The organism is Celeribacter sp. (assembly GCF_048270365.1).
GTDB lineage: Bacteria > Pseudomonadota > Alphaproteobacteria > Rhodobacterales > Rhodobacteraceae > Celeribacter.
On the sequence record NZ_JBLWTA010000013.1, the window covers coordinates 76,516 to 91,770 of the forward strand.

At 60.8% G+C, this 15,255-nt stretch carries 20 protein-coding genes; 11 read left to right on the top strand and 9 right to left on the bottom strand.

Annotated features, from left to right (window positions below):
* Positions 1-3 precede the first annotated feature (3 nt).
* Complete coding sequence (locus ACN0X0_RS16880; RefSeq protein ID WP_417280104.1) at positions 4-888, top strand: DUF1403 family protein; 885 nt, start codon at positions 4-6, stop codon at positions 886-888.
* A 2-nt stretch (positions 889-890) separates the two neighbouring features.
* Entirely contained in the window at positions 891-1,484 is a 594-nt protein-coding gene (scpB, locus tag ACN0X0_RS16885; RefSeq protein WP_417280105.1) for an SMC-Scp complex subunit ScpB, read from the top strand.
* A gap of 438 nt (positions 1,485-1,922) precedes the next feature.
* Here the strand turns inward: scpB and ACN0X0_RS16890 are convergent, their stop codons facing one another.
* The 4 genes from ACN0X0_RS16890 to ACN0X0_RS16905 form a co-directional block, all read right to left on the bottom strand.
* Positions 1,923-2,057, bottom strand: a complete 135-nt coding sequence (locus ACN0X0_RS16890; protein WP_417280106.1) for a hypothetical protein — start codon at positions 2,055-2,057, stop codon at positions 1,923-1,925.
* Positions 2,058-2,165: 108 nt separating this feature from the next.
* Entirely contained in the window at positions 2,166-3,803 is a 1,638-nt protein-coding gene (groL, locus tag ACN0X0_RS16895; protein WP_417280107.1) for a chaperonin GroEL, read from the bottom strand.
* A 44-nt stretch (positions 3,804-3,847) separates the two neighbouring features.
* Positions 3,848-4,135, bottom strand: coding sequence for a co-chaperone GroES (locus tag ACN0X0_RS16900; protein ID WP_417280108.1), 288 nt, complete (start codon positions 4,133-4,135; stop codon positions 3,848-3,850).
* Between the two features lie 132 nt (positions 4,136-4,267).
* Complete coding sequence (locus tag ACN0X0_RS16905) at positions 4,268-4,504, bottom strand: hypothetical protein (RefSeq protein ID WP_417280109.1); 237 nt, start codon at positions 4,502-4,504, stop codon at positions 4,268-4,270.
* A gap of 150 nt (positions 4,505-4,654) precedes the next feature.
* Here ACN0X0_RS16905 and ACN0X0_RS16910 point away from each other — a divergent pair, with 150 nt between their 5' ends.
* Complete coding sequence (locus tag ACN0X0_RS16910) at positions 4,655-5,389, top strand: Crp/Fnr family transcriptional regulator (RefSeq protein ID WP_417280110.1); 735 nt, start codon at positions 4,655-4,657, stop codon at positions 5,387-5,389.
* A gap of 58 nt (positions 5,390-5,447) precedes the next feature.
* Here ACN0X0_RS16910 and ACN0X0_RS16915 read toward each other — a convergent pair whose 3' ends face one another.
* The 3 genes from ACN0X0_RS16915 to ACN0X0_RS16925 all read right to left on the bottom strand — a co-directional run bounded on the left by ACN0X0_RS16915 (position 5,448) and on the right by ACN0X0_RS16925 (position 6,681).
* Entirely contained in the window at positions 5,448-5,636 is a 189-nt protein-coding gene (locus ACN0X0_RS16915) for a hypothetical protein (protein ID WP_417280111.1), read from the bottom strand.
* Between the two features lie 143 nt (positions 5,637-5,779).
* On the bottom strand, positions 5,780-6,259 hold the full coding sequence (locus ACN0X0_RS16920; RefSeq protein WP_417280112.1) for a hypothetical protein: 480 nt from the start codon (positions 6,257-6,259) through the stop codon (positions 5,780-5,782).
* On the bottom strand, positions 6,256-6,681 hold the full coding sequence (locus ACN0X0_RS16925) for a hypothetical protein (RefSeq protein WP_417280113.1): 426 nt from the start codon (positions 6,679-6,681) through the stop codon (positions 6,256-6,258). The genes ACN0X0_RS16920 and ACN0X0_RS16925 overlap by 4 nt, the downstream gene beginning before the upstream one ends.
* A gap of 277 nt (positions 6,682-6,958) precedes the next feature.
* Here ACN0X0_RS16925 and ACN0X0_RS16930 point away from each other — a divergent pair, with 277 nt between their 5' ends.
* From ACN0X0_RS16930 to ACN0X0_RS16965, 8 genes are all read left to right on the top strand, one after another.
* Positions 6,959-7,267 carry a hypothetical protein gene (locus ACN0X0_RS16930; RefSeq protein WP_417280114.1) on the top strand — a complete coding sequence of 103 codons (309 nt, stop codon included), beginning with the start codon at positions 6,959-6,961 and terminating at the stop codon, positions 7,265-7,267.
* A complete protein-coding gene (locus tag ACN0X0_RS16935; protein ID WP_417280115.1) occupies positions 7,264-7,650 on the top strand; it encodes a hypothetical protein in 387 nt (128 codons plus the stop codon). Before ACN0X0_RS16930 ends, ACN0X0_RS16935 begins: the two co-directional genes overlap by 4 nt.
* Entirely contained in the window at positions 7,647-8,120 is a 474-nt protein-coding gene (locus tag ACN0X0_RS16940; RefSeq protein WP_417280116.1) for a hypothetical protein, read from the top strand. The genes ACN0X0_RS16935 and ACN0X0_RS16940 overlap by 4 nt, the downstream gene beginning before the upstream one ends.
* Positions 8,121-8,312: 192 nt before the next feature.
* Positions 8,313-8,990 (top strand): transglutaminase-like domain-containing protein, encoded by a 678-nt coding sequence (locus ACN0X0_RS16945; protein ID WP_417280117.1) that lies wholly within the window; start codon positions 8,313-8,315, stop codon positions 8,988-8,990.
* 323 nt (positions 8,991-9,313) lie between these two features.
* Complete coding sequence (locus tag ACN0X0_RS16950; protein WP_417280118.1) at positions 9,314-9,805, top strand: hypothetical protein; 492 nt, start codon at positions 9,314-9,316, stop codon at positions 9,803-9,805.
* A gap of 82 nt (positions 9,806-9,887) precedes the next feature.
* On the top strand, positions 9,888-10,955 hold the full coding sequence (gene hflK / locus ACN0X0_RS16955; protein ID WP_417280119.1) for an FtsH protease activity modulator HflK: 1,068 nt from the start codon (positions 9,888-9,890) through the stop codon (positions 10,953-10,955).
* The gene (hflC, locus tag ACN0X0_RS16960) at positions 10,952-11,971 is read left to right on the top strand and encodes a protease modulator HflC (RefSeq protein WP_417280120.1); all 1,020 of its coding nucleotides are present in this window, start codon (positions 10,952-10,954) and stop codon (positions 11,969-11,971) included. The genes hflK and hflC overlap by 4 nt, the downstream gene beginning before the upstream one ends.
* 19 nt (positions 11,972-11,990) lie before the next feature.
* Positions 11,991-12,302, top strand: coding sequence for a hypothetical protein (locus tag ACN0X0_RS16965; protein ID WP_138865809.1), 312 nt, complete (start codon positions 11,991-11,993; stop codon positions 12,300-12,302).
* A 161-nt stretch (positions 12,303-12,463) separates the two neighbouring features.
* Here the strand turns inward: ACN0X0_RS16965 and ACN0X0_RS16970 are convergent, their stop codons facing one another.
* Both ACN0X0_RS16970 and ACN0X0_RS16975 read right to left on the bottom strand, forming a co-directional pair.
* Complete coding sequence (locus ACN0X0_RS16970; protein ID WP_417280121.1) at positions 12,464-14,245, bottom strand: SLC13 family permease; 1,782 nt, start codon at positions 14,243-14,245, stop codon at positions 12,464-12,466.
* Positions 14,246-14,378: 133 nt separating this feature from the next.
* Positions 14,379-15,251: a transglutaminase family protein gene (locus ACN0X0_RS16975; protein WP_417280122.1), complete on the bottom strand. Its 873-nt coding sequence runs from the start codon at positions 15,249-15,251 to the stop codon at positions 14,379-14,381.
* Positions 15,252-15,255 lie beyond the last annotated feature (4 nt).

Consider the following 15,255-nt stretch of genomic DNA (forward strand, 5'->3'; position numbering starts at 1 on the left):
GTCATGAAAATGACTCCGCCAGACATCGCATCAGACCCGAGAACCATAGTGCCTTTGCCGCGCTGGGTCACCGCACGGCGAACTGAAACCTTTGAAGATGTGGCTTTTTTGTCGGGTTATGCCCTTGGACATCTGCAGTTGGTGGCGGGGCAGCCCGAGGTGCCCCATGCCTTGTTGCGAGAACGGCTTGCGTTGCGTGCAGCGGAGGCCTGTGTGGCTTTTTCCGGTCGGATTGAGCGGGCTGCGGATCTGCGCGACAGCTATCATTTGTTGCGTCCCGGAGACCTTCCCGGCCCTGCGGGAGAGGTCTATTTGCAATGGCGTCGGGCAGTGGAGCGGCCTGTGTCCTCGCGGGGTCTGCATCGTGCTTTGCCCGATCTTGATGCGATGGATGTCGCGGTGTGGCTCGATGCGGGAGAGGGGGTGCCGCTTCGACGGGCGGCGGCGGTGTTGGAGACCGTGCTGACAGAGCGACCCCGTGCGCGGGCCGCGGCGTTGATCATGGCCGACGCCGCATTCGCTCAGGGGATGGGGGCCACGCATGTCTTGCCGTTGCTCGCGCTCGGGGTGAAGCGGGCGGATTTTAATGCGACGGGCGAAGATTTGGTCGAGGCCTGCCATCGCGCGGTGCTTTCTGCGGTGCCCGAGGTTCTGACACTTGCCGCCGATCTCACGCGCCGGGCGGCGCATCTCAGGGCGATTGCACCGAAACTTCGGGCCAAAGGGGCAGGCGAAGCGGTTGCGATGTTTTTGACGCGGGATGCGGTGGCCCCTGCGGCGCTACCGCTGCCGGATCGAGCCGCGCGGCGGCTTTGCGATCGGTTGGTCGAGTTGGGCGCGGTGCGCGAGCTCACCGGACGCGACACCTTCCGGCTTTACGGGGTGTAGCGATGGCGAAGGATCGCTCTGACCCCGAACTGGATCGCGAGTTGTCCGACCTGCCACCCGATCTGCGCTGGCGGGAATGGATGCGCCGGATCGAGGCGGTGTTGTTTGCTTCGGCCTCGCCGGTCCCGCGCGAGGATCTGGCCCGGGTCGTGGGGCAGGGGGCCTCGGTCGATTTGCTGGTCGAGGATTTGGCCGCTGATCTCGAGGGCCGGGCCTTCGAGATCGCCCACGTTGCTGGCGGCTGGATGTTCCGCACGCGTGCCACCTACGCCCCCGCGATCCGCGCGGCGGCAGATGTCGGGGATCAACGGCTGGACCTGAGTGAATTCGACGTCGCTGTCCTGGCGGCCATCGCCTATCACCAGCCGATCACGCGCGACGGGCTCAAGGATATCTTCGGCAAGGAGATTAGTCGCGACCTGATCGGGCGGCTGCATGCACGCAACCTGATCGGGACTGGGCCAAGGTCGCCCCGGCGAGGGGCCCCCTATACCTTCGTCACCACCGAGCAGTTCCTTGTTGCCTTCGGGTTGGAGAGCCTTCGCGATCTTCCCGATCGGGAGCAGCTGGTGGATGCTGGGGTAACAAGCTCATAGCCAAAGGATTGCAGGTTCACATCCCTCCCCCGCAACAAATTATCTCGAGAAACCAAATTAATTTCAGTGGCTTGGTGAGCGACGAGAATTTGTTGTTCATTCGGCTCTATCAATATCAATGACTTAGATCCGTAGGTTCAAATCAACTCGCAACCAACTGTGACGGAGTAGAGCAGCGCCGAATCGGCGTCGCTTTCGTGATTGATCGTAGCGATTTAGTTACAATTTCGGTGGACTAAAGAATTTCCTGTGCAGCGTGTGTTCAGATTTCGATCTCGTGATCTCGTGCCTGCTTCGACAGTCTTGTTTATCCGCTGCCGAGCGACACCGCGGGTCACTCGGCTAGAGACTAGACAGCCTTCACGGCGAGGAAGATGTGACGTAGGGAAAGCAAGCCTTAAGGCGGCTCAGCTCATCGTGTGGGACGTCCACAAGCGATTATTTCTTCTTGTGCTCGCCAAGACTGGTCAAAGGTTTGCCCTTTGTTAAGTCGGTTGCTGCGACGACCTTTTCCTTCACCTTTTTGGGCTTCTTCGCTTCTCTATTACCGCGCTTCTTGTCACCTTTTGACACGTTAGATCCTCCTGATCCATATTTCTGTTTCTGATGCCGTTCTCGTCTTTGGTCTTCGTCAGATTGCGATTTGGCGCCCCACGGGCCCTGCCCGTTAGAAGTGGGCGCTCACATCATCCCGCCCATAACACCCATGTCGGACATTTCGGTACCGGCCCCTGCTTTCTCAGGCTTTTGCGCGACCATCGCTTCGGTCGTGATCAATAGCCCAGCGATCGATGCGGCGTTTTCGAGTGCGAACCGGACGACTTTCGTCGGATCAATGACACCGGCCTTCAGCATGTCGACGTACTCCTCGGCCTGCGCGTCGAAACCGAAGCTCCGGCTGTCGTTCTCGATGACCTTGCCAACAATGACCGATCCGTCGACCCCGGCATTTTCGGCAATCTGGCGCAGCGGTGCCTGGATCGCGCGGCGGACGATCTTGATCCCGGCATCTTGGTCGCCGTTCTCGCCCGTCAGCGTCGCCAGCACCTTGCCAGCGTGAACCAGGGCCACGCCGCCACCGGGCACGACACCTTCCTGAACCGCAGCGCGAGTAGCATTGAGCGCATCGTCGACGCGGTCCTTGCGCTCTTTCACCTCGATCTCGGTTGCCCCGCCGACCCGGATCACGGCGATTCCTCCGGCAAGCTTGGCCAGCCGTTCCTGCAGCTTCTCCTTGTCGTAGTCCGAAGTGGTTTCCTCGATCTGCGCGCGAATCTGTGTGACGCGCGCCGCGATCGCATCCTTGTCGCCGGCACCGTCGATGATCGTCGTGTCATCCTTTGTGATCGTGACCTTTCTGGCGGACCCGAGCATGTCCATGGTGACATTCTCCAGCTTGGTGCCCATTTCCACGGAAATCACCTGACCGCCCGTCAGCACGGCGATGTCTTCCATCATCGCCTTGCGGTGATCCCCGAAGCCCGGTGCCTTGACGGCCGCCACCTTCAATCCGCCGCGCAGCTTGTTGACGACCAGCGTCGCCAGCGCCTCGCCTTCGATATCCTCGGCCACGATCAGCAGTTGCTTCTCGGCCTGGATCACGGCCTCCAGCAACGGCACCATTGAGGCGAGCGAGGTCAACTTCTTCTCGTGAAGCAGGACGACGCAGTCATCCAGCTCGACGACCATCTTCTGGGCGTTCGTGATGAAGTAGGGACTCAAATAGCCGCGGTCGAACTGCATGCCTTCGACCACTTCGGTCTCGGTCTCCAACCCTTTATTTTCCTCGACGGTGATCACGCCTTCCTTGCCGACCTTGGCCATCGCGTCGGCGATCTGCCGACCGATCTCGACTTCGCCATTGGCCGAAATGGCGCCGACCTTGGCAATCTCGTCGCTATCGCCCACAGGTCGGGACATGGTCTTGATCTCGGCCACGACTGCGGCCACCGCCCTGTCGATTCCGCGTTTGAGATCCATCGGGTTCATGCCGGCCGCAACCGACTTCATGCCTTCCCGGACAATCGCATGGGCGAGTACGGTTGCCGTGGTGGTTCCGTCGCCGGCCTCGTCGTTCGTGCGCTGCGCGACCTCCTTGACCATCTGGGCGCCCATGTTCTCGAAATGGTCCGAAAGCTCGATCTCCTTGGCGACGGTCACACCGTCCTTGGTGATGCGCGGCGCACCCCAGGATTTATCGAGAATGACGTTTCGGCCCTTGGGGCCGAGGGTGATCTTGACGGCATTTGCCAGCGTGTTGATGCCTTTCAGCATTCGGTCGCGGGCGTCGGTACTGAATCGAACTTCCTTGGCGGACATGGGTGTGAGTTCCTGAGACTGGGGTTGACGGAAAGGTTTCGGGCTCAGGCGATCACGCCGAGAATGTCGCCCTCCTTCATGATCAGAAGGTCTTCGCCATCGAGTTTGATCTCTGAGCCGGACCATTTTCCGAACAGGATCCGGTCGCCGGCTTTGACGTCCATCGGGATGCGTTCGCCGTCCTTGCGCCTTCCCCCAGCGCCGACGGAGACAACTTCGCCTTCTTGAGGCTTCTCCTTGGCGGTATCTGGAATGATGAGGCCGCCCTTGGTCGTCTCGTCGCCTTCAATGCGGCGAACTAGGACCCGGTCGTGGAGGGGAGTGAATGACATCGACGTGCTCCTTGTCGAGGATTGTCGGGCGTAAGTGCCTTGTTCGAATGCCCGGCTTCGCTGCGCGCAAGGCGGCGACAACCTGGTGGGGCTATTCTTCGAGATTGCGGATCAGACCGCCGCGGTATTGCATCACGGGCGTCGAAAGGAGTTCCCGCCAGCTATGATCGAATTGATCATTTCGGCGACGGCCCGGTGCATTTCCATTTCGAGTTCGGTGCCAACGGCATTTTCATGGGTCGCTGCGGCGTCGCGAAGAACCCCCACGATCTCGTGCTCCGGCAGCAGTCCGCGATCGTTCAAGGCAAGCAGGAGCGCCTCGCAGATTGACAGGGCGGCCTGGCCTGCATGTTCGCTCACTGTGGGCATCTGAGTTACCTTCCTTGGCATCCTGATCCCCGTGGAAGGCGAGGTTCAGATACATCCGTACTTCTCGCAGGAAGTGCTCTATGCTGGACTGATCCAGAGCAGTGTCCGGTCCGATTTCCGCTCCTGGGTCACGACACGCGAGGAGCCTCCATGACATCAGCCGAACACAGCCCTTTGACCCGCAAGCTCTCGGCCTTCGTCGCTCTGTCGGAGGTCGAACTGGCCGTCCTTGAACGACTGCACCAGCGTCGCCGCTCCTTCGTCTCGGGGCGTGATATGGTGCATCAGGGCCAATCGGCCCAGGCCGCATACATTCTGTCGTCGGGTTGGGTCTGCTCCTACAAGCTGCAGGCCGACGGGACCCGGCAGATCGTCGATTTCCAGGTGCCGGGGGATTTTCTGGGATTGCGCAGCGTCCTGTTGCGCACGTCGGATCACAGCTTCGAACCTATAGTGGACATCGTGGCCGCCGAAGTGCTGGCGAGCGATCTTCTCGATACCTTCGCACGGACGCCGCGTCTTGCGACGGCCATCCTCTGGGCGGCGTCGCGTGATGAGGCGATGGTCGTGGAGCATCTCGTCGGGATCGGTCGACGTGATGCGGACGCCCGAATGGCGCATTTCCTGCTCGAACTGGGATCGAGGCTTGCGCTGGTTGGAATAGGCAGCAAGGAAGGATTCGACTGCCCTCTGACGCAATACCATCTCGCCGATACGCTGGGGTTGAGCGCGGTCCATGTGAACCGCGTCCTACGGCAGCTTCGCGAGAGTGGTTTGGTGACCTTTCGGGACGGCCGCGTGACGTTTCACGACTATGGCGGGCTGGTGGAATTTGCCGAGTTCGATCCGGCATATCTGGATCAGACCGGGCCGCTCCTGAAATGAGAGGGCCGCCCTCTCTTGCTCGGCAGGCGGCCCCGGTGATCACATCAGACGCCGGAGGTTAAGCGAGGGCGTGGGTCGCCGCATCGAGTTCCTTGTTGGTCTCGGCGTCGTTCTTCGCGGTGTTGGCCTTCTCGGCTGCCTTGTAATGCTTCAGTGCAGCGTCCTTCTTCGGGCCGGAGGGCGCCTTGTCCCACGCGGCCTTCACGGAGGTCATCTTCTCGGCAGTCTTGGTCTGTTCGGGAGTCATTGGGATTGTCCTTTCCTGGACACTCCGAGAAGAAGAAGCGCGCCGACATGCCAGCCCTTTGGGGATTGGCACGTCCACACGCTTCTCTGGTACTCGGAAAAAACCCACCACACATTCGGCGGGCATTTCTAACCTAACCAATGTCAGCCCTCGCCGCACTGAGGCAGGTTAGTCCCGACGTCTGTGGTCGGTCGATTGCCTTGTCGGCGTTCCATCATCGCAGTTTGCTGGTGGGAAATTCTCAGCCATCTGTCGTCATCGTTGAGGTAGGTCGAGGCACAGAGGGCCTTGTAGGTCGGCACATCGGGTTTTTCTGCCGAGACGCGATAGGTGAGAATGGCGATGTCATGACACCGCATTACGCGCCGTTCGGCCATGACAACGGAGCGCCAGCCAGTCCTCTGCCGAAGATGGTTCCAAATAAGGTCACCCTGGAGGATGCCGGGGGGATAGGGGAAGACCATGACGGCGTTGGACGCAGTCGTTGCCCGCGCGTTATCGGCGCCACTTGTCCAGAACTGTTCCTCCATGTCCCAAAGAACGCCCTGTTCGCGAGGCGATAGCGTGCCGGACTTGTGTGCCGCATGTGCCGGTCTGCCCAAGGTTGTGGTTCGTGAGGTCATTCGCTTGACCCCAACCCGCCGACCATGAACATCTGAAACAGTACAAAGATGATCGTCAGCACCGCCCAGATCGCTCCGCTTGTCCCCGGGCGGTCGCCGGTCACCGTCGGGGCAGCTCGCTTCAGGCTACCTGACGCCCGGCCTTCGGGAAGCAGCTGGCTCAGGTCTCGTGCGACCTTGCGGTGATCGCTTGCGAGCGCAGGAACGTCCCGAAATCGGGCAAGAAGCGTTCCCAAGCGTGCCCGCGCGGCGTCGCGCCCCAGCGTGACCAGTTCAGCTGTTTCATTCCATGGATCGAGGCCAAGCCGCGCGAGCGTGGAGAGCACAGTCACGGCATAGCCGTTCCGGTCCTCGCCGACCGACGCATAGAGAAACCGATCGAACTCGGGCGGGTGCGGGTTGAGAACATTGGGGTCGGCCATTGCCAATCCTTTCAAGGTTTGCAGGAACGCAGATCGCCCCCGTTTCCCAAAGGATACGCGCAGGGCGGTCTCCCCGCCCTTACACAGGTCAGTGCGGACGACTGCCCACTCGGGAAGGTAGCCGGTTCGGTGCCCAAGACTAACATGCGTCAGCACCAGTCGGACGATCCCGAGGTACAAGACACTCAATCGTTCGACTGGTCCGTCCCGGACTCCAAGGGGCCGTCAACAGTGGTGAGCGACGGATCTACCAACATCGCGGAGACCAGAGATGAACATGCGGTCGACCAGATCGACGGTGACGTTTTCGAACCCGTTCACCTTGCCGGGATACCCGGGCGATCTGCCCGCGGGCGATTACGAAGTTCTCGTCGAAGAGGAGCTTCTTCAGGGGCTGAGTTTCGAGGCGTATCGCCGGACGGCGACCTACCTGACGGTGCGCGGAAGGGGCGGTCATGCGGGACGCACAGAGTTACGGGCGATTTCCGACAGAGACCTGAAAGAGGCGCTGAGCCGGGATCGGGCCGCGACTGAGAAGAACAATCACGGCGAGGCGGCGCCTTCTCCGCAGGAGGACTTGAAATGAATACTCCCGAATGGCTCAAACCCGGCATCTATGGTGCCGTGATCGGTGCGGTTTTCGTCGGCGTGGTCGGTTTTACCTGGGGCGGCTGGGTGACCGGCGGAACCGCGAACGAAAGGGCAATGGCGATGTCCCAAGACGATGTCGTCGCTTCCATGGTGCCGGTCTGCCTTGAGATGGCACAGTCTGACCCAGCAAGGGCCGAAAAGCTTGAAACGATCCGGGCCGCCTCGACCTATCAGCGGCGCGATGCCCTTATGGAGGCGGGCTGGGCGACGGTGCCCGGAACAGATGCTCCGAACCGCGATATCGCGCAGGCCTGCCTCGCAGCCCTTGATGTTGACTCGTTGCCGGAGCGCCCGGAAAGCGCGGTCGATGAAGGATGAACCGCGCCATGCCGATAGCTTCACCCGAGACCACCGACCTCGAACGGCGTGTGCTGGCTCATGAACGGATCTTGCAAGCTCTGATCGCCTACATGGCCCGTACCGAGCCGCGTTTCGTGGACCACCTTCGAGAACGCTTCGTCGAGCCGATGAGTATGGCCAGGCACGAACACGACCACCGCGAAACCGACGACTACGCGGCAGAATTCATTCGCGCCGTGATGCTCCTCGGAGAAGCGCGCGTGCCAAAGGCGAAGGAGCCGGAAATGACCGACATGAAACCCGTGCCGCCGAAAAGCAGAGGAGCACAAGATTCTTCCATGAACCGGCCGACGCAGCGCAGTGGGGTTCAGGTGAGCGAAAGAAACGGCATCTGGGAAGTGCAGGTCGACGGCAAGTTCCGCGGCGACTACCACCAGAAGGAACATGCTCTTGCCGCTGCGGCCTTGCACAAATTGTCGCCCCGATGACCGTTAGTACTCATCCGACAGTCCCACAGGACTTCTCGATCCAGGTGGCCGAGAACGAAGGCATGCCATCGAGATCGAACTCCAGAGGCTCCCCGCCACTGCCCGCTCGACGGTTGACCGGAACGCTGACGCTAGGGTTATCGAAGACCCGCGGCAACCCGCGGACTCTGGTCCGTCAAGGAGAAAGCGGCGATGAGGCAACCTCTGGCGAGCCTGATTGCGACTACGGCAGCTATGGCCGGTGTGATCGCGTCATTCGCCTTCCCCGTGCTTGCGCAGGATGGCATCTTCCGCGACACGGGCCAGCCTGATCCCACGATGCCCGGCGCGCGGCAGCACGCGGTTCAGGATCTTCCTTTCGAGACGCTCGTGTTTTTGCAGGGCAGCCGGTATTGCAACACCGACCTTCTGTCGGAGGAGGCGTGGCGCCTTTTCGAGACCACGGACCCCGGATGGTCACGCGTCCAGGCGATCTGCGATTTCGTGCATGGGCATGTCCGTTTCGACTATATGCAGGCGAAGGCGACCCGCACCGCGTCGCAGACCCTCGCCGAGAGGCAGGGTGTCTGCCGCGACTTTGCCCATCTCGCCATCGCGCTGTGTCGTTGCATGAACATCCCGGCCCGCTACCGCACCGGATATCTGAGCGACATCGGTGAACCTATGCCGCATCCGCCGGGGGATTTTGCCGCGTGGATGGAAGTCTTTCTCGATGGTCGCTGGTGGGTCTTCGATCCGCGCAACAACACGCGGCGCACCGCGAGGATCCTGATAGCGCGCGACCGGGATGCAGCCGATGTACCTTTGACGCAGACCTTCGGACCGAACACGCTGCTGGAGTTCCGGGTCTGGACCGATCAAGTGACCTGATCGGGCCTCAATCTAAGTGGCCGGCCATCGTAAATTAGGGTGCCAATCCCCATATCTGTGCTAGGCCCCCGAGTTTCCGTTCAGGAGCGCCCAAAATCGGGGGGAATCGATTTTGCGCCGTTCGAAGCTCTGCCATTCGGTTCGGCGCACCTTCTGCGAAACGCTCTTCCGCTATCTCGACGAAGCCTCGGAGATTCGGCCATCCGACGAGTACGGCTCTGATCCTTTCTGAGGCAAGGCTCTGGATCAGTAGTTCTTCCAATGAAAGGGAGGCCGCTGGCAGAAAATGAGATCACCGTATTGACTGAAAAAGGAGGACGCAGATGGAATACCCCAAACTAAAGAGCGTTGCGGTCTTTTCGAGACCGTTCAAGGTCCCGGGCTTTGACGAAATGCTGCCGGCCGGAACCTATGACATCGAAACCGAGCTGAGTGCGCCGCCCGATGACCGCAACCCCGATGCCTGGAAGGCCTCGGTTCTGGTAAATCTGCGTCCGCGAACTTCACATCCTGGGCTGTCAAGGACGTTGATGGTTTCTCTGGCCGACCTCGATGCGGCCCAGGCAAAAGACGAACTTACCGGGAAAGAACTCACGGAGTTCTTCCTCGAAGAGATGTTGGCCGACCCGATGGTGCAGCTGGTTATGCAGGCCGACGGTGTCTCTGAAATGCAGCTTCGGCATCTCTACTCAGGCAAACGTTCGTCTGAGGTCGGCTCTGATACCGTGACACCCATCCGGGAAGCTAGAACTCCGCAGGACAAGTCTGCGATTCAGGCTGCGGAGAACGAAGGAATGCCGCCGCGGTCAAATTGAGCCGCGCGCCGTAGTATGCACGCCGACACTTCGGCTCCCGGTCTCCCCTGAGTTGGCTGTGGTAGAAAAAGAGGAAAACAACATGCCTGTTCATGATGACGGCCCGGAAGATCAAGGGCCTTGGAACACCCGACAGAAGCGTGCTCCACCAGAGATCGATGCCATTCTTCGCCATGGTCGCGAGCGCTTGGGTGGCCTGTTGCCAGGTGGGCTGCCGCCCGCCACGAGCATCGCGGTGGTGGGGGCCGTTGCTTTTTTCGCAGTTGTAGCCTGGTCGTCCTACTATACCGTTCCAAGCGACTCCGTCGCAGTCGTCCAGCGATTTGGAAAATACACCGCTGAGGTTCCGCCGGGGCTTCATTTCAAATTTCCGCTTGGGATCGATTTGGCGACGCTGGTTCCCGTGAAGCGTCAGCTGAAACAGGAATTCGGCTTCACAACGCCGGGCGCGAGTGATCCGTTTCAAAGTCCGGTCGATGGCCGCCGCGAAACCGAGATGGTAACCGGCGATCTGAACGCCGCTCTCGTGGAGTGGGTGGTGCAATACCGGATTTCGGAGCCGCTGAAATTCCTCTTCGAGGTGCGTCAGCCGGGCGCGACGCTTCGTTATGTTTCCGAGTCTGTTATGCGTGAGGTGGTCGGCGACCGCACGGTCGACGAGGTCATCACCATAGGCCGACAGGAGATCGAAAGCGAAGCTCTTCTGAAGATGCAGGCGCTGACGACCAAGTATGCGATGGGGATCAGCATCGATCAGGTGCAGCTCAAGAACATCAACCCGCCCGAACCGGTTCAGGCCTCCTTCAATGAGGTCAATCAGGCCCAGCAGGAGAAGGAGCGCCTGATCAACGAAGCGCGTCGCGAGTACAACAAAGTCATTCCACTGGCCGAGGGCGAGAAAGACCAGCGCATCCGGGAGGCCGATGGCTATCGCCTGAAACGCATAAACGAGGCTGAAGGCGACGCCGCACGGTTCACCGCGCTTCTGACCGAATACGTGAAGGCGCCCGAAGTCACGAGACGGCGCATCTATATCGAGACCCTGCAAGACGTGCTGCCAGGGATCGGATCGAAGATCATCGTCGATGGCTCGACCGCGAGCATTCTGCCGCTTCTGACGCTCGACCGGGCCCGGGAGGATCAACCGTGAAATTGAAATCTGGAGTTCTTGCAGGTCTCGCCGTTGCGGTTGTCGTGACCGTCCCGGGCGCCTTCTACACGGTTGGCGAGGTCGAACAGGCGATCATAACGCAATTCGGCAAACCCGTTGGAGAACCGACCACGACAGCCGGCCTCAAGCTGAAACTCCCCTTTATTCAGGAGGTCAATCGGATCGATCGCCGGGTTCTCGAGTGGGACGGCAACCCTTCGGACATGCCAACCAAGGATAAGCTCTATATTTCCGTGGACTTGTTCGCCCGTTGGAAAATTACAGATCCGTTGCAGTATTTCCTGCGCCTGCGCGACGAGCGCAGCGCGCAATCGCGGCTCGACGACATTCTGGGCAGCGAGACCCGCAATGCCGTCGCCAAGCACGAGCTGATCGAGATCATTCGAACAACGAAAGGCAGGGTGCCGCTGCGGGACACGCTGCTGACAGATGAAGAACGCGCGCAAGACATCGGTGCGCTGGTTCCCATTCAGAAGGGGCGGGCAATGGTGGAGCAGGAGATCTTCGCGGCTGCCGCAGAGAAGGTCCGTGTCTTCGGGATAGAACTCCTCGATATCCGCTTCAAGCGGATCAACTACAACGAAAGCGTGCGTCCGAAGATCTATGATCGCATGATCTCGGAGCGACGTCAGATCGCCGAGCGTTTCCTGTCCGAAGGCAATGGCGAAGCCGCGCGTATCCGCGGCAACCGCGTGCGCGACCTGAACAAGATCCAATCTGAAGCCTACCGGGAGGTGGAAGAAATCCGGGGCCTGGCAGATGCCTCGGCGGCGGACATCTATGCAAGAGCCTACAACATCACTCCCGAGGCCGCTGAATTCTACGCGTTCACGCGAACCATGCAGGCTTACAAGGATATGATCGCGGGCGGAACGACACTTGTTCTCACGACCGACAGCGATCTCTTCGGATACTTGAGGGCAATGGAAGGAGAAACGTCAGGTGCAGGGGCTGGCCCTGCCCGTGCAGGGGCCGAAGCGTTGGTCGAACGATGATGCCAGGGAGACAATAGCGATGACCGACGATCCGGTTGACCTCGATACAAGGCGAAGCGCCGAAGGCCGGATCGCCGCGGATATCCGGCGACACTCCCTGAAGGATTTCGAAGCCGATCAAAGAGCGCTCCGTTTGCGGCAGGAGGAACTTGAAGTACAGCTCCTCGCCCAACCTGCCGCCAACTGGCACGAGGCAGCGCTCAAAGCGCAGTATCTGATACGGCGCTACTCGGAAACCGCCGAAGCCAGTGATGCCCGGCGACAGGAACTCATCGAGCGCACGCTTGGTGATCTGGCACGGCTGATCGAAGAGGATGGGGCAGGTCAATGACCAAGCTCGTGGATCAGGACAATGGGCCTGCGCGGGCCATCGACGATGTACCGAAAGAACATCTCTGACTCCATTGCGGCACTCCGCTTCCGAGCGAAGGTTTCTTGCTATAGCTCTTGACTCTTCTGGGACCATCCAAGATGGCGCCTTCATCACTTGTCTCAGAAAGGAAAGAACACCGGAATTGTCAGAACTGCGGCGGCTCCCACGATGATGTTCATTGGAAGGCCGATCTTAATGAAGTCCGTGAACTTGTAGTTGCCCGCACCATAGACCAGTGTGTTGGTCTGATAGCCGATCGGGGTCGCGAAGCTTGCGCTCGCTCCGAACATGACTGCGACAACGAAGGGGCGCGGATCAACCCCGATCTGGACCGCCAGTCCGATCGCCAGAGGGGTCACGACGACCGCGACCGCACTGTTGGTGACCGCCTCCGTCAAGGTCGAAGCGAGCAGATAGACCGCGGCCAGGGCGATGATCGGGGGCATGTCCGCAAGCGGCGGGGCAATGGCACCGACGATCAAGGCAATCGCGCCCGAGTGCTGCAGCCCCGCACCGACCACCAGCATCGAGCAGATCAGAACGAGCACGCCCGCGTCGATGGAACTCCAGGCCTCATCGTTGTCGATGCAGCGCAGGACGAGGATGAAGGCCACGGCGACGAGGGAAACAAGGCTGATGTCCGCCACACCGATGGCGGCCAGGGCCACCACCGCAAACAGTGCCGCAAGCGCGAGCGGGGCCTTGCCGCGTCGAAAGGGGCGCCCTCCGGCCATCGTGACGCCAGCCAGGTCCCCGGCCTCGATCAGGCGCTCGTAGCTTTCGTCGGTTCCCTCCAATAGCAGTTTGTCCGCAGGTCTGAGGAGCGTGGTCGAGAGGTCGGGGCCGAGGCTTTCCCCATGACGATGTGCCCCCAGGACACGCATGCCATACCTGAACCCGATGGTCAGCTGCGCGATCCGTACACCGCGGCTGCGATGCGAGAGCGTGACGATCGCCTCCGCGACTGTTGTTTCGGCACTATCCCCGGCTGTCGGCCCCTGACGCAGTCCGACATCCCATCCTTTCCTGTTTCTCAACGTCAGCAGTTCGGAGGTGCGGATAACCGCGATCAGCCGGTCACCAGCGGCAAGGATGTGATCGAGCACGTCGTCACGCCTAACCTCTGCACCGGAACGTATTCCGACTACCGTCACACCCGGGCGGGTCAGATCATCGATATCCCCCAAGGCGTGACCCAGCCCCCAGAAATCATCCTTTGGGCGCAACTCGGTCAGGAAATCCGCCTCACCTGCCGCACCCAGATCCGTCTGATCCTTGCGGTTGGGAAGCAGAAGCGGTCCGAGTAGCAGCAGGGTCAATCCGCCGGTAGCCGCGGCCACCAGACCGACCGGTGTGATTTCCAGAATCGAGAAGGGCGTCAGCCCGATCTCTCTCGCAACGCCATCTACCAGCAGATTGGTCGAGGTTCCGATCAGCGTGCAAGTCCCGCCGAGCACCGCCATGTAAGAGAGCGGGATCAACAGACGTGTCGCTGCGAGGCCCAGACTTTGGGCCAGTCGTATGGCGACCGGGATCAGCACCAGCACGACCGGTGTGTTGTTCATGAGTGCCGAGGCCACGAGGGTCGAAGCCAGAAACACGCCCGTTGCCGCAATGGGGCGCTGGCCGGCGGCGGCTACGACCCGGTTTGCCAGTACATCGAGTAACCCGGTGCGTACGAGGGCGCCGCTGAGGATAAACATTGCGGCGATGGTAATCGGCGCGGGATTCGAAAAAACCGACAGAACAGTGTCTTGAGGCACCAGTCCAAAAACGACAAACAACGCCGCGACCGCTGCGGCCGTCACCTCGGGGGCGAACCGCTCGTAAAGGAAGCCCGCGAAGAGAACCAGAAGAAGCGCGAGCGCAAGATAAGGCTCGTAGGTGGGCAGGTGTGTCATTCCGGAGTCTCCATTGCATTGACGGCGGAGAGGTCCTGACGTCGCGCAATATGTGGTCTTTCGTTCTCACTCTACCCCGAAAACCGACGCAGGGCGCTCCTTGATTGGTCGCTGCGGACCGGGGGGGCGGTGATCAGTATTCGATGACCGCGTGGCGCACCTCGACGGTCATGCATCGCTGGGTGTTTCCCCGCCCCGTGAAGCTCCCGGTGACCGGGACGACCTGATGAATGCCACGGGCGACCGCCACGGGAATGAGGTTCTTTGATCCGACGCTCCGGTTTGTAGGGTCGAACGCGACCCAGCCGGCACCGGGAATGAAGACTTCGGCCCAGGCATGGGTGGACCCCGCCCCCTCGGACCCGACAAGGCGCATTTCGGGATCGAAGAGATAGCCGGAAACGATGCGGGCACCGAAACTGAGCGTGCGCGCGGCTTCGGCAAACAACACCGCAAAGTCACGGCATGAGCCCCAACCGCGGGAAAGTGTTTCCAGCGGCGACTGTGTCCCTTCCATCTCTCGCCCCTGATATGCGATCTGCGTCGACACCCCGTTGGCGATATCCTTGAGCAGAGACAACGTATCCGTGGGGCGCTTAAGGATGAAGGCCTCGACCCAGCTGGAAAACCTGCCGTCAGGGTCGGGATATTGTGGCGCCGTCAGGGCGCCGAGGTCGGCCCAGTCGTCGCCTGAATAGAGGAAGGGAAAGCTGATCGCCTCCGCCGCTATGGCGAATACCGGCCAGACCGCGGCGGTCAGATCGACCGTGGCACGGCTTTCGATGATCAGATGGTCGCTCGGCTGATTAAACTGTGCCGTGGCGACCGCATTGCCCGCAACGTCATGGGCCCAGGTGATATCGGCATGGGGCGTGAGGGTGATCTCATGCGACACCAGCCGCAGGTCCCGGGCTTCGCGCGGGCGCAGCATCATCCGATGAGGTCCAAGCAGAACGGGTTCGCCGTAGCGGTATTCGGTCTTGTGATAGGTCGTCAGCGTGGTCACGTTA

What these genes read in the sequence shown, in the direction of transcription:
- ACN0X0_RS16880 (WP_417280104.1), top strand. Translation starts at nt 4, where the DNA reads ATGAAAATGACTCCGCCAGACATCGCATCAGACCCGAGAACCATAGTG.
- scpB (WP_417280105.1), top strand. Translation starts at nt 891, where the DNA reads ATGGCGAAGGATCGCTCTGACCCCGAACTGGATCGCGAGTTGTCCGAC.
- groL (WP_417280107.1), bottom strand. Translation starts at nt 3,803, where the DNA reads ATGTCCGCCAAGGAAGTTCGATTCAGTACCGACGCCCGCGACCGAATG.
- ACN0X0_RS16900 (WP_417280108.1), bottom strand. Translation starts at nt 4,135, where the DNA reads ATGTCATTCACTCCCCTCCACGACCGGGTCCTAGTTCGCCGCATTGAA.
- ACN0X0_RS16905 (WP_417280109.1), bottom strand. Translation starts at nt 4,504, where the DNA reads ATGCCCACAGTGAGCGAACATGCAGGCCAGGCCGCCCTGTCAATCTGC.
- ACN0X0_RS16910 (WP_417280110.1), top strand. Translation starts at nt 4,655, where the DNA reads ATGACATCAGCCGAACACAGCCCTTTGACCCGCAAGCTCTCGGCCTTC.
- ACN0X0_RS16915 (WP_417280111.1), bottom strand. Translation starts at nt 5,636, where the DNA reads ATGACTCCCGAACAGACCAAGACTGCCGAGAAGATGACCTCCGTGAAG.
- ACN0X0_RS16920 (WP_417280112.1), bottom strand. Translation starts at nt 6,259, where the DNA reads ATGACCTCACGAACCACAACCTTGGGCAGACCGGCACATGCGGCACAC.
- ACN0X0_RS16925 (WP_417280113.1), bottom strand. Translation starts at nt 6,681, where the DNA reads ATGGCCGACCCCAATGTTCTCAACCCGCACCCGCCCGAGTTCGATCGG.
- ACN0X0_RS16930 (WP_417280114.1), top strand. Translation starts at nt 6,959, where the DNA reads ATGCGGTCGACCAGATCGACGGTGACGTTTTCGAACCCGTTCACCTTG.
- ACN0X0_RS16935 (WP_417280115.1), top strand. Translation starts at nt 7,264, where the DNA reads ATGAATACTCCCGAATGGCTCAAACCCGGCATCTATGGTGCCGTGATC.
- ACN0X0_RS16940 (WP_417280116.1), top strand. Translation starts at nt 7,647, where the DNA reads ATGAACCGCGCCATGCCGATAGCTTCACCCGAGACCACCGACCTCGAA.
- ACN0X0_RS16945 (WP_417280117.1), top strand. Translation starts at nt 8,313, where the DNA reads ATGAGGCAACCTCTGGCGAGCCTGATTGCGACTACGGCAGCTATGGCC.
- ACN0X0_RS16950 (WP_417280118.1), top strand. Translation starts at nt 9,314, where the DNA reads ATGGAATACCCCAAACTAAAGAGCGTTGCGGTCTTTTCGAGACCGTTC.
- hflK (WP_417280119.1), top strand. Translation starts at nt 9,888, where the DNA reads ATGCCTGTTCATGATGACGGCCCGGAAGATCAAGGGCCTTGGAACACC.
- ACN0X0_RS16965 (WP_138865809.1), top strand. Translation starts at nt 11,991, where the DNA reads ATGACCGACGATCCGGTTGACCTCGATACAAGGCGAAGCGCCGAAGGC.
- ACN0X0_RS16970 (WP_417280121.1), bottom strand. Translation starts at nt 14,245, where the DNA reads ATGACACACCTGCCCACCTACGAGCCTTATCTTGCGCTCGCGCTTCTT.